At 47.1% G+C, this 12,707-nt stretch carries 10 protein-coding genes; 7 read left to right on the top strand and 3 right to left on the bottom strand.

Going from position 1 to position 12,707, the window contains the following annotated elements; all coding sequences use genetic code 11:
- Positions 1–49: 49 nt before the first annotated feature.
- The 7 genes from ACO1PK_RS13345 (at position 50) to ACO1PK_RS13375 (ending at position 9,592) form a co-directional block, all read left to right on the top strand.
- Positions 50–2,533: a glycogen/starch/alpha-glucan phosphorylase gene (locus ACO1PK_RS13345; protein WP_423186100.1), complete on the top strand. Its 2,484-nt coding sequence runs from the start codon at positions 50–52 to the stop codon at positions 2,531–2,533.
- 202 nt (positions 2,534–2,735) lie between these two features.
- A complete protein-coding gene (astE, locus tag ACO1PK_RS13350; RefSeq protein WP_423186101.1) occupies positions 2,736–3,773 on the top strand; it encodes a succinylglutamate desuccinylase in 1,038 nt (345 codons plus the stop codon).
- Between the two features lie 222 nt (positions 3,774–3,995).
- Entirely contained in the window at positions 3,996–5,180 is a 1,185-nt protein-coding gene (locus ACO1PK_RS13355; RefSeq protein ID WP_423186102.1) for a thiamine pyrophosphate-dependent dehydrogenase E1 component subunit alpha, read from the top strand.
- Entirely contained in the window at positions 5,180–6,157 is a 978-nt protein-coding gene (locus ACO1PK_RS13360) for an alpha-ketoacid dehydrogenase subunit beta (RefSeq protein WP_423186103.1), read from the top strand. Before ACO1PK_RS13355 ends, ACO1PK_RS13360 begins: the two co-directional genes overlap by 1 nt.
- A 10-nt stretch (positions 6,158–6,167) precedes the next feature.
- Complete coding sequence (locus tag ACO1PK_RS13365; protein ID WP_423186104.1) at positions 6,168–7,883, top strand: dihydrolipoyllysine-residue acetyltransferase; 1,716 nt, start codon at positions 6,168–6,170, stop codon at positions 7,881–7,883.
- A gap of 326 nt (positions 7,884–8,209) precedes the next feature.
- Positions 8,210–8,929, top strand: a complete 720-nt coding sequence (locus tag ACO1PK_RS13370) for a transposase (protein ID WP_423186105.1) — start codon at positions 8,210–8,212, stop codon at positions 8,927–8,929.
- 156 nt (positions 8,930–9,085) lie between these two features.
- On the top strand, positions 9,086–9,592 hold the full coding sequence (locus ACO1PK_RS13375) for an energy transducer TonB (protein WP_423186106.1): 507 nt from the start codon (positions 9,086–9,088) through the stop codon (positions 9,590–9,592).
- A gap of 114 nt (positions 9,593–9,706) precedes the next feature.
- On the opposite strand, the gene ACO1PK_RS13380 is transcribed toward ACO1PK_RS13375, so the two are convergent.
- From ACO1PK_RS13380 to ACO1PK_RS13390, 3 genes are all read right to left on the bottom strand, one after another.
- Entirely contained in the window at positions 9,707–10,939 is a 1,233-nt protein-coding gene (locus ACO1PK_RS13380; protein WP_423186107.1) for an erythromycin esterase family protein, read from the bottom strand.
- A gap of 10 nt (positions 10,940–10,949) precedes the next feature.
- The gene (locus ACO1PK_RS13385; protein WP_423186108.1) at positions 10,950–11,501 is read right to left on the bottom strand and encodes a cytochrome b; all 552 of its coding nucleotides are present in this window, start codon (positions 11,499–11,501) and stop codon (positions 10,950–10,952) included.
- Positions 11,502–11,690: 189 nt separating this feature from the next.
- Positions 11,691–12,476, bottom strand: a complete 786-nt coding sequence (locus tag ACO1PK_RS13390; RefSeq protein ID WP_423186109.1) for a LytR/AlgR family response regulator transcription factor — start codon at positions 12,474–12,476, stop codon at positions 11,691–11,693.
- Positions 12,477–12,707 lie beyond the last annotated feature (231 nt).

Genomic DNA, 12,707 nt, shown 5'->3' on the forward strand with positions numbered 1-12,707 from the left:
AATGTGTTTTAAAGTCGCTATCTGCGCGGAAAAAACTTTAGGATTGGCAATGAAAAAGACCTCAACAGCTAAAACGGCTGCGGCCGTGTCAACTGCAACCGAGCAGTTAAAAGAACGCATCGTAAAACATTTACACTCTACTTTAGGTACCGATCTTAACAAAGCCAACCACCAGGCTTGGTGGCGCGCCACCTGTGCAGCGGTGAATGAGCAAGTGTATGATGGCTTGCGCAAAACGCAGCGCACTCATTACGAGCAAGACACCCGCGCCTTGCACTATTTTAGCCTCGAATATCTAATGGGGCGCATGTTCAGCAATAACCTGCACAACTTAGGTTTATACGATCAAGCCAAATTAGCCTTAGCCGAACTGGGCATTGATATCGCCGATTTGGAAGATCAAGAAGAAGATATGGCGCTGGGTAACGGCGGCTTAGGGCGTTTAGCTGCATGCTTTATCGAATCTTTAGCCACCTTAAATTACCCTGCCATTGGTTATGGTATTCATTACGAAAACGGTTTATTTCAACAAAGCTTCCAAGACGGTCGCCAAATTGAACGGCCAGACAGCTGGCGCGAATACGGTAACCCGTGGGAAATTTGCCGGCCGGAGTCGGTACAAGAAATCGCGGTTTATGGTTATGTCGAAACCGTTTATGACCTGCAAGGCCAAATGAAAAAAGTCTGGCACCCTGGCCGCATTATTAAAGGTGTGCCTTGGGATATCCCGATTGTTGGCTACGATGGTAGCTCGGTAAACGTGCTTCGTTTATGGGAAAGCCGTGCCAGTGATTTCTTTAACTGGGACGTATTTAACTCTGGCGGTTATATCGACGCCGCGCGCGAAAACGTGGAAGCCGAAAATATTTCCAAAGTGCTTTATCCCAACGATGAAACCGATGCGGGTAAAGAACTGCGTTTGATCCAGCAGTATTTCTTCTGCTCTTGTTCATTAAAAGACATTATTCGTCGTTACAAGCGCCGTCACGGTGACGATTGGAGCTTCTTTGCGAAACAAGTGGTTATTCAATTAAACGATACGCACCCTGCGGTAGCGATCCCAGAACTGATGCGGATTTTAGTGGACCGCGCCGAAATGGCATGGGACGACGCTTGGGCAATTTGCCAGCAAGTGTTCGCCTATACCAACCACACGCTGTTACCTGAAGCCTTAGAGAAATGGCCTCTGCGTTTATTCGAAAAAGTGTTACCGCGCCATATCGAAATTATTTATGAAATCAACCGCCGCTTCTTATTAGAGCAAGTAGAAATGCTGTGGCCAGGCGATGATGAGAAAAAGCGCAAGCTGTCGATTATCGAAGAAGGCCATGAGCCTATGGTACGGATGGGGCACTTGTCGGTGGTTGGCTCGTTTAAAGTTAACGGTGTGGCCGAAATTCACTCTAAATTGGTGAAATCTGATCTGTTCCCAGAAATGGTCGCCTTATGGCCGGATAAATTTACTAACGTCACCAACGGTGTTACGCCACGACGCTGGTTAAAATCTTGTAATCCGCGCTTAGCCAAGTTACTGGATGAAAAAGTGGGTACCGAATGGCCAACCGATCTGAAAAAGCTGCATAAGCTGGCTGAGCACGCTAAAGATCCGGTGCTGCAAGACAGCTTTATGGCGATTAAACAGCAAAATAAAGCGGATTTAGCCGTGGTGATTAAAAAGCTGACCCGCATCGATGTCGATCCTGCTGCCATGTTTGACGTGCAAATTAAGCGCCTGCACGAATACAAGCGTCAGCACTTGAACCTACTGCATATCTTGGCGTTGTATCGTCGTATTCTGCAAAACCCAGATTACGATATGGTGCCACGCGTATTCCTATTTGGTGCCAAAGCGGCGCCGGGCTATAAGCTTGCCAAAGAAATTATCTACGCTATCAACAAAGTGGCCGATAAGATCAACAACGACAAGCGCGTTAAAAACCGCATTAAAGTGGTGTTTATGCCGAATTACCGCGTCACGCTAGCCGAGAAGATGATCCCAGCAGCCGACGTATCAGAGCAAATTTCGACTGCCGGCAAAGAAGCTTCAGGTACCGGTAATATGAAACTCGCTCTAAACGGCGCGTTAACGGTCGGAACCTTGGACGGAGCCAACATTGAAATCGCCGAAGAAGTGGGCGAAGACAACATCGCCATCTTTGGTTTAACCGTGGATGAAGTTAAAGCGTTATACGCTAACGGTTACAACAGCTATGAGTACTATCATAACAATCCAGAGCTAAAAGCCATTTTGGATTGGCTGGAAACCGACTACTTCACCCCAGGCAAACCGGGCGAACTGGCTGGCTTGAAACGTAGCCTGTTAGACGGTGGTGATCCTTATCTGGTACTAGCAGACTTTGAATCCTACTTAGCTGCGCAACAGAAATTGGACACTTGGTATCGCGACAAAGCCCTCTGGGCCGAAAAAGCCATCATCAACACCGCATCGGTGGGCAAATTCACCTCAGATCGCTCTATCGAAGACTACGTCGATCGCGTCTGGCGTCTAACCTCCTGCGGCATCCCCCGCTAACCTCACCCCCCTAAAAAGGGGGAATAAAAAGGGGTCAGAGCTAATTAAAAAAGGGGTCAGAGCTAATTTCCTGCGGAAATTAGCTCTGACCCCTTTTTATTGGCCTCTTTTTAATTAGCTCTGACCCCTTTTTCGTGTTGGGGGGGTATGGTATTGTTCCTGCTAAAATTTTGGCAAGGTTGAATGTTTAGGAGCAGTAGGGATGATTCAGCAGCAGTTACGTGACACTGGCGATTTTTTAGCATTAACGTTAGCCAATCCCGATGGCTTAGCACCTTGTGCCTTCACCTTAACGAACGGCACCCAAGTCGAAGTGTGGGACACCGGCGTAATCGCCTTTCAACCCGCACAAGCCGGCAATAAAGACATCGTGCTCAGCTGTGGCGTGCATGGCAACGAAACTGCACCCATCGAAATCTGCGCTGATATCGTCAAAGCCATCCTGACCGAACAATTACCCTTAGCTGAACGCTTACTGGTTCTTATTGGCAACCCACCCGCTATTAACCTTGGCAAGCGCGAAGTCACTGAAAACCTGAACCGACTGTTCTCTGGCCATCATAGCAAAGGGGCAGGGCTGATTAATGCTGAGCGAAAACGTGCGGCCATGCTTGAACAGTACGTTAGCCGCTTTTATCAAGACGCCGCACCTAACCGGCAGCGTTATTTGTACGACTTACATACCGCCATCCGCGGTTCACGCTTTGAAAAATTTGCAGTTTACCCGTTTTTACACGACAAACCTTGGCAAAAAAATCAGCTTGAATTCCTGGCCGAATGCGACGTCAATACCGTGCTACTCATGCAAACCCCTGCCAGCACCTTTAGCTATTATGCCTCGAACAGCCACGGTGCCGACGCCTTTACCATTGAACTTGGCAAAGTGCAGCCGTTTGGTCAAAACGATATGAGCCGCTTTGCCAAAACTGCTAGCACCTTAAAGGCTTTACTAACCAATAGCCTTGCGCCACTCACCCCTTATGCCGCAGAGAATTTCCATATCTACGAAGTGTACCGTGCCATCAATAAACAAACCCAGGACTTTAAACTGCACTTTAGCAACGACGTGGAGAACTTCACCAGCTATCCGGTAGGCACCTTACTGGCGACTGACGAAAATATCGAGTATCGCGTGGAGCGCGAAGGCGAAGCCATTATCTTCCCGAACGCTAACGTCGCCATCGGCCAACGTGCCATGCTGATGGTGGTGCCCAAAGACATCTCTAAACAGCTTGGTTAAGTACAAAAATAGCTACAGAGTAAATATAACCTGACAGTGCCACGCACTCTCAGGTTTTTTTATACCTGCTGCTGGTTGCAATGCAGTTTACGTAAAGGTAAAGTCGAGCGCAAAATGCAACAATAAGAATAGTGTTCAAGCACAATTATAATAAAACAGCCACAGTAACACGCTGGGCAAACAACCAAATCAAAAACCAAGTTAACAATCAAGAGACGCCTTATGACCAATCCAAATAACGCCACCATTACCACGGTGCATCGCGCTGCCTTTACCGGCGGTGACGCGTTAAAAATACCGACCTTAAGGATCCTAAAAGACGATGGTAGCCTGTATGACGGGGCAGAGGCACCAGCGTTAGATAAAGCCACCGCGTTGAAAATGTACGATACCATGGTGTTTATTCGGGTATTAGACGAACGCATGTTAGCCGCCCAGCGCCAAGGCCGTATTAGCTTCTATATGCAATGCTTAGGCGAAGAAGCCACCACTGTAGGCAGTGCCGCCGCCTTAACAGATCACGATATGATCATGGCGCAATACCGCGAGCAAGGCGCTTTACGCTACCGTGGCTTCACGCTAGAACAATTTATGAACCAGCTATTTTCGAACGAGCTGGATCTGGGCAAAGGCCGCCAAATGCCAGTGCATTATGGTAGCAACGCCATCAACTATATGACCATTTCTTCACCGCTTGGCACGCAAATTCCGCAAGCCAGTGGTTATGCCTACGCGCAAAAACTGCGTGGCTTAGACGCCGTGACCATTTGTTACTTTGGTGAAGGTGCCGCCTCAGAAGGCGACTTCCACGCCGGTTTAAATATGGCCGCTGTGCATAAAGCACCTGTAATTTTCTTCTGCCGCAACAACGGCTACGCCATTTCTACCCCTGCCAACGAGCAGTTTGTCGGCGACGGCATTGCTTGTCGTGGCGTCGGCTATGGTATGAAAACCATCCGCGTCGATGGCGCTGATATTCTGGCTGTATACCAAGCTACCCAAATGGCGCGTGAGCATGCCATCAAGCATCACGAGCCGGTATTAATTGAATCTATCGCTTATCGCTTAGGTGCACACTCGTCTTCAGACGATCCAAGTGGTTACCGCTCGAAAGAAGAAGAAGCCTTGTGGCGTAAAAACGATCCTATCGGCCGCTTTAAAGCTTGGTTACTGCAACAAGGCTGGTTAGACGAAGCCGCCGACAAAGCCCAGACCGAGCAACTGCGCGTCGATATTCTTGATGCCTTAAAAGTGGCGGAAAAAGTCGCCAAGCCAGGCATTGAACACTTAATTTCTGATGTCTACGCCGAGCCCATCCCAGCCTTACAGCAACAACTGGACGAATTAAAACAGCATATCCGTAAATATCCAGATGCTTATCCAATTACCGCCGGGAGACTCGACTAATGGCAAAAATGAATATGTTACAGGCCATTAATAACGCCCTTGATCTGGCGATGGCCAAAGATGATGGCGTGGTCTGTTTTGGTGAAGACGTTGGCCACTTTGGTGGCGTATTTCGTGCTACCAGTAAATTACAAGAAAAATACGGCAAAGCCCGCTGCTTCAATACGCCATTAACCGAACAAGGTATTGCTGGTTTTGCTAACGGTATGGCAGCACAAGGCATGAAGCCGGTGGCTGAAATTCAATTTGCCGATTACATCTTCCCGGCCTTTGACCAAATCGTCAACGAAACCGCCAAATTCCGCTACCGCTCAGGTAACGAATTTAATGTGGGTGGCTTAGTGTTCCGCACCCCTTATGGTGGCGGTATCGCCGGTGGTCATTACCATAGCCAAAGCCCAGAAGCCTATTTTGCGCACACACCAGGCTTAAAAATTGTGGTACCACGCGATCCTCACCAAGCCAAAGGGTTGTTATTGGCTGCTATTGCTTGCCCGGATCCAGTGATTTTCTTCGAACCGAAAAAACTCTATCGCGCCTCAGTAGGCGAAGTACCAGAAGAGTACTACGAGCTGCTAATTGGCAAAGCCGAAGTGCTGCAACAAGGTAAAGACGTAACCGTTTTAGCGTGGGGCGCGCAAATGGAGATCGTCCAAAAAGCGGTAGATATGGCAGCAGAGCAAGGCGTATCTTGCGAAGTGATTGACCTACGTAGCATTCTGCCATGGGATGCCGACACCGTTGCCGCCTCTGTTATGAAAACCGGCCGTTTAGTGATTAACCACGAAGCACCATTAACCGGTGGCTTTGCCGGTGAAATTGCTGCCACTATCCAGAAAATGTGTTTCCTGCATTTAGAAAGCCCGATTGAGCGGGTTTGTGGCTTAGATACCCCGTACCCGTTGGCACTAGAAAAAGAATACGTAGCCGATCATCTGAAAACTTTCGAAGCCATTATGCGCTCGGTTAATTTCTAAGGAGTTTTCGATGAAACAGGATTTTATTCTACCTGATATCGGCGAAGGTATTGTCGAGTGCGAAATTGTGGAATGGCTGGTTAAAGAAGGCGATGTGATCAAAGAAGATCAGCCGGTTTGTGATGTGATGACCGATAAAGCTTTAGTACAAATTCCAGCAGTATACGACGGTATTGTTAGCAAGCTGTACTACGCCAAAGGCGATATTGCTAAAGTTCATGCGCCACTTTTTGAAATGCATTTAACCGTAGACAATACTGCCGCCGCCAGTTCGGTAGCGAGTAGCCCAGCGTCGACCGTCAACACCACTGACAGCGCGGCTTCTGGGTCAGCACAAGCTCTGAGCTCGAAGGTTAGCGCCGCAACCAGCGAAATCACCGAAGACTTTATCCTGCCGGATATCGGCGAAGGTATTGTCGAGTGTGAAATTGTCGACTGGTTAGTCGCAGAAGGCGACACCATCGCCGAAGATCAGCCAGTTTGTGATGTGATGACCGACAAAGCCTTAGTGCAAATTCCGGCCAAATACGCCGGTGTCGTCAGCAAACTGTATTACGCGAAAGGCGATATCGCCAAAGTGCATGCGCCGCTATTTGCGATTCGTCGCCAAGGCGAGGGGCAAAGCGTTGTAGCGACAGCAGCGGTTTCAGAACAAACCGCAGCAACAGCACAGGTTAGTGCAGCCAATAACCCAATTACAACCCAAGCTAGCAACCCAGCACAAGCTGCAGCGGCTAGCAAAACACCGGCCGCCAACAGTGCTGCTGCCAAAGGTATCAAAGCCTTAGCCAGCCCAGCGGTGCGCCGCTTAGCGCGCGAACTGAGTATCGATATTCAGTTAGTGCCTGGTTCAGGTGACAAAGGCCGGGTATTTAAAGACGACGTGCACGCCTTTGCCAAAGGCGCTCTTGCTTCAGGAGCAGCAACTTCAGGAGCAGCGGCTTCGGGGTCAGGTGCGGTTTCAACCGCCACGTCAACGCCAACTTCATCAGTAGTAACTGCAGTAGCTAGCAGCGTGGCTAGCAACCGCGTTGAGCCTATTCGTGGTATTAAAGCGGTGATGGCGCGACAAATGGCCGAGTCGGTATCAACGATTCCGCACTTTACCTACTGCGAAGAAATTGACCTTACCGAGCTGATTGCGCTACGCAACCAACTAAAAGATCAGTATGCCAAGCAGGGCGTTAAGCTAACCATGATGCCATTCTTTATGAAGGCGCTGTCGTTAGCCATTAACGAATTCCCCGTGATGAACAGCCAGCCCAATGCCGATTGCACCGAGCTAACCTACTTTGCCGCGCACAACATTGGCGTTGCAGTCGACTCAAAAGTGGGTTTATTAGTGCCTAATGTAAAAGGCTGCGAGCAAAAATCCATTGTTGATATTGCCAACGCGTTAACCAAGCTCACCGATGCCGCCCGTGAGGGCAGGGTAAGCCCCGCCGATTTAAAAGGCGGTACTATTACCATCAGCAACATCGGCGCTATTGGTGGCACAGTGGCCACGCCCATAATCAACAAACCGGAAGTCGCCATCGTCGCACTAGGTAAAGTACAAGCCTTACCCCGCTTTGACGCCAACGGTCAGGTCGTAGCGCGGCAAATAATGCAAATCAGCTGGTCCGGCGATCACCGCATCATCGACGGCGGCACCATCGCCCGCTTCACCAACCTCTGGAAGCAATACCTAGAACACCCCAGCAGCATGCTCCTCACCATGCGCTAACCAGATCAAGGGGTAACAGATCAAGGGGTCAGAGTCGTTGATTTACGACTCTGGCTTCCAAGATTAGATCAAGGGGTCAGAGTCGTTAGATCAAGGGGTCAGAGTTGTTGATTTGCGATCAAGGGGTCAGAGTTGTTGATACTCGATAAATGGTCTATTTTTTAAACAAATTAGACTTTATTTCGGGTGGTTAGCTTATGGCACGTCGTCCGCGATTAAACCTTCCAGACATTCCACAGCATGCGTATCAAAGGGTCAGAGTTGTTGATACTCGATAAATGGTCTATTTTTTAAACAAATTAGACTTTATTTCGGGTGGTTAGCTTATGGCACGTCGTCCGCGATTAAACCTTCCAGATATTCCGCAGCATGTGGTGCAGCGTGGCAATAATCGCCAAGCCTGCTTTTTTAACGAGCAGGATTACGCGGTCTATTTAGATAAACTGAAAGAATACAGCGCCCTATGTAAGGTCGCGGTACATGCCTATGTATTAATGACCAATCACGTGCATTTGCTGCTGACGCCCTCAACACCAAACGGCGTAAGTCAGTTGATGCAGTCGTTGGGGCGTTATTATGTGCGTTATGTCAACGTAAACTACGCACGAAGTGGCACGCTGTGGGAAGGGCGTTACAAATCGTCACTGGTAGACAGTGAACGCTATTTTTTGCTGGTCAGCCGCTATATTGAACTAAACCCAGTGCGCGCGGGTATGACGGCGCATCCGGCAGCCTATCCATGGTCGAGTTACCAGCATAATGCGCTGGATAGAAAAATTGAGTTGTTAACCGCACATCCAATTTATCTGGGGCTTGGGCAGGATGAGGCATCAAGAAAACAGGCCTACCAGGCGCTATTCGAACATCAAATTCCCGATAGTTCACTCAAGGAAATAAGAGACGCCCTGCAAAAGGCTTGGGTATTGGGAGACGGTCGCTTTAAGCAGCAAATTGAGCAGCAATTGGGAAAGCGTGTCGAGTTAAGTGCGCATGGTGGCGATAGGAAATCGCAATGGTATAAGCAGTCGCAGGATCAACAACTCTGACCCCTTGATGGGATCAACAACTCTGACCCCTTGATCGGACCCCTTGATCGCTTTTTAAGCAAACGGTAAACCATCTGTTCCTAATTTGTTGTAAATACTGGCTAAGTCGACTAGTCTGCGGCTTTTATTAGGTTTATCAACACAATAAGGACATTTATGAAAAGTCGTACTGCTGCAATTTCATTGCTACTCGCTAGCCTCAGCCTATTAACGGGCTGTCAAACCACTGCGAAATCAACTAGCAGTTTTAGCCAAGTTGATGGTCTACTTGCAAACGACCAATGGCAAGCCTTAGATCGCAGCCGCACCCTGTACCCCATGATTGCCGCGCGCGATGGCAAAGAAGGATGCGCCACACTGTCTTATGACATCAGCCCCAGCTACCAAATCAGTAATGTGCAAGTGGTGAATGCCTCGTCTAAGCATTTTGCCCGAGAAGCCAAGCTGGCTATCGCCAAATGGCAGTTGAATGTTTTGCCAGCTGGTTTACTAAGTGAAAGCGTATCCACTCAAAGCCGTTTCGAGTTTTGTTTAGAAAACCAAGAAGGGCGTTGTAGCATTGAGCAACTGGCTGCGCGCCCGCAATGCACCGGTAGCGATATTGTGCCTGTGGTGGGCTACCGAGTCATCAAACAACGCGGATCAAGGACTCTGACCCCTTGATCTTGATCGAAATCAAGGACTCTGCCCCCTTGATCTGACCCCTTGATCGGACCCCTTGATCGGCTACCTTGACCCGCGCTTTCTATCCCGATGCTTAATGCTTAATGCCTAATCCTATGGTTGGCTTGGGCTTAGTGTATTAATAAGAAATATACTGTCAAAGTGATTACGCCAGCGCTTTACACGTATTTGAAAAGCTGGTTCATAATTATGGCCGTGTAACACTAAGTCTGCATATTTGGGCGCGGTAAAGTCTTGTGGCTGAAGAAAAATCGCCTGAGGTGAAGCACGAAACTCGTTTTGCATATGATAAGCAAGATGCTCGGCATTAAGCGTAGGCAACGCTTTTACTTTACCGTCAACATAATCGCGATAAGCACCTGATAACCCAGCAAAATTAACAATATAACTTTGTTTACCATAGGCTTTATCTAAGGCTGTAGTAATATTATTTGCGCGTAACGCTAGGTATCCTTGCCGATTAACATGCACATTATGTCCCCAAATAATCACTTTTTGCTGAGGATAAACATGTTCAAGTAACCAATGAACATTATTTGCCATCACCAAATCGTGTTCATCAAAGCGACGTTTTTGATACTGCACTTCAAATAATCGCAACACTCCTTCAAGTAACCGCGTGTAGTAACTGGCCGAATCCATAGCCGGCACCTTATCAGCGGCTTGCAGAGCATCGATAATCAGGTAGGTTTTTGCAATATGTTGTTCGACCTCTTGTTGAGTTAAAGACGTAAAACGACGCTCTAAGGTATTTTGTAGCAAGGTAGCATAAGCTGCCCAGTCAACCATTAGCAGCTCTGCTTCAGGCATAGCTGCAACATGTTGTACGAGTTGTTTGACAAAACGTTGAACCGAAAACGCCCCACTTAAACGGCCGTCAAAACCTGCAAAGTGCAACGGTTGTTCCGAGTTTCTCTTGCTATCAATATAGTCCAATAGATCACGAAAGGCCGGATCAGCAGCATAAGCAAAAAAGATATTTCCACGCGCTAAACTGGCACTCAAGGGCTCAGCAGATTGACTGGCTTGCTTCACCAGCTCTTGCACATCAAATAAACCACTTTCAATAATCAATGCCGAAAAGCCATGATGTTGATGTAAATATTTAACCAGACGCGCTTTTAACGCAAAAACTTCATGCTCGCCATGAGTAAGTTCGTCTAAATAAATAATATTTTTAGTTGCAATAGCGTTGCCAAACTCAGTCAGATCACTAAAGTCGTCCGTTGCATATATTTCGATTGGGGTAAACCTCGGGGCATTCTCTGCAAAACTTGGAAAAGCTAAACCACAGCCAAGCATAAAGACTAGCCAAATATTTTTCATGTTCAATTTCCTATTTTGGATTGTGCTTAATCTGAGATTTCAGCATGTTATTCAGCGTTTGATCGCGATTAATAAAATGATGTTTTAACGCCGCAGCGATATGCAGAATGACTAAAGCAGTAAACAGATAGCCCAAGTAGAAATGTAGAAGTTTGCCTAAATCACTGCCAAATTTGTGAAATGCTATTACCTCGCCAGCAGCGTTATAACCATTGGGTATCAGCGTTAGGCCAAAAAGCGACACCCCAAATCCCCCTAAACCTGAATATAGTAAACCCGTGATGGGCAGCAGAATACCGCCTATTAATAACAGATTATGTACTCGTTTAACGGATTTTTCATACTTAGTGCCGATGGTCGAAGAAGGCCACGGATGTTTTGCACGATGCAAAAAACGAAACAAGATCAAACATAAGGCAATGACACCAAAAGCTTTATGCCAGTCATAAAAGGCATAGCTATGACCATCAGCCATATAAATCCCTGAAGCGAGTAAACCAATTAAAATAAGCGCGCTTAGCCAATGCAGGATGCGAGTTAAGCGTTGGGGATTCTGTTGCATATAACGACTCCATATTGTTGTAGACGGCAACAGTGTAGAGCGCGCTTGACTATGCCTGCATGGCTTTTGGTACGAGTGGTCTAAAATTGGTATCAACGCACAGCATGCACCCGTTCAAGGCGAGCAAGCGATCAAGGGGTCGGGATCAAGGCGATCATGATCAAGGGGTCAGAGTTGTTGATTTTCTATCTAGTTCGAAGAAACTTTAGCTGCCAAAGGAAAAAGGGCGAGCTGTTCTTTTATGCGATGTTTATAGCGTTTACTCACATTAACCGTTTGCTGATTTTGTAAGGTTACAATTGCAGAGCCTGTGCTCTGACTTTTCAGTGCAATAATATGCAGCAAATTAACAATGGTACTGCGGTGGCATTGACAAAATTGTGCAGGTAGCTCGCTTTGTAATAGTTTTAAGCTGGTTCGTTTTAAAAAACAGCCTTCACTACTTTCAATTTCTACGTAATTGCCGGCTGACTTTATAACACTAATATCGTTTAGTTTAAGTCTAATTGGCCGACCCTGATATTCAACTTCAATATAATCATTAATTTGTTCAATAACTTGCTGAGGTTCGGGCTCAGCCCCACCAACCAATTCGCTTGGTAAAACGGTTTTGTTCATTATAAAAAACCACCAATAAATACAAATTATCACGAAAATGGCGGCATGCCTGGGTAAAAACAGCACAAAAGCGCCAATAAAATCAGCTTTTAAGTAGTGATAATCGAAACTAATTTGTAGTAATACGGCTATCGTTACCAGCAGTAAACCCAACCAGCTAAAACAGAAGAGCAGATGACGTTGATTGGCTTGCCTTGAAAAGTAATACCAGCAGCAGGGAGCAAAAATAAACCAAACAGCAGAATTTTTTAGCCACCAGAAGACGTGATCGACAAAGTCAGTTTGTAACTTTGCAACAAACTGCCAGTAAAACACACTATAAATAATGATAAAAGCAGCATATACCAGACCGAGCACAGCAAGTTGCCGCAAGGCGCTAAGCAGTTTTTTTGACGTTTGTCGATCTAGATCAGCGCTAAGCTTCGTCAGATACGCGTCTATAAGCTTGTGGTATAGCGTTGCCATGGCATGAAAGAAGAGTAAAACGATACAAGATGCGCATACTATTAACTTTCATCTATAAACACAATGCTCTCGCAACATCAATGATTCGATCAAGGGGTCAGATTCGATCAAGGGGTCAGAGTT

The sequence above is a fragment of the Alishewanella sp. d11 genome, assembly GCF_049390205.1.
GTDB lineage: Bacteria > Pseudomonadota > Gammaproteobacteria > Enterobacterales > Alteromonadaceae > Alishewanella.

What these genes read in the sequence shown, in the direction of transcription:
- astE (WP_423186101.1), top strand. Translation starts at nt 2,736, where the DNA reads ATGATTCAGCAGCAGTTACGTGACACTGGCGATTTTTTAGCATTAACG.
- ACO1PK_RS13375 (WP_423186106.1), top strand. Translation starts at nt 9,086, where the DNA reads ATGAAAAGTCGTACTGCTGCAATTTCATTGCTACTCGCTAGCCTCAGC.
- ACO1PK_RS13385 (WP_423186108.1), bottom strand. Translation starts at nt 11,501, where the DNA reads ATGCAACAGAATCCCCAACGCTTAACTCGCATCCTGCATTGGCTAAGC.
- ACO1PK_RS13355 (WP_423186102.1), top strand. Translation starts at nt 3,996, where the DNA reads ATGACCAATCCAAATAACGCCACCATTACCACGGTGCATCGCGCTGCC.
- ACO1PK_RS13380 (WP_423186107.1), bottom strand. Translation starts at nt 10,939, where the DNA reads ATGAAAAATATTTGGCTAGTCTTTATGCTTGGCTGTGGTTTAGCTTTT.
- ACO1PK_RS13345 (WP_423186100.1), top strand. Translation starts at nt 50, where the DNA reads ATGAAAAAGACCTCAACAGCTAAAACGGCTGCGGCCGTGTCAACTGCA.
- ACO1PK_RS13360 (WP_423186103.1), top strand. Translation starts at nt 5,180, where the DNA reads ATGGCAAAAATGAATATGTTACAGGCCATTAATAACGCCCTTGATCTG.
- ACO1PK_RS13370 (WP_423186105.1), top strand. Translation starts at nt 8,210, where the DNA reads ATGGCACGTCGTCCGCGATTAAACCTTCCAGATATTCCGCAGCATGTG.
- ACO1PK_RS13365 (WP_423186104.1), top strand. Translation starts at nt 6,168, where the DNA reads ATGAAACAGGATTTTATTCTACCTGATATCGGCGAAGGTATTGTCGAG.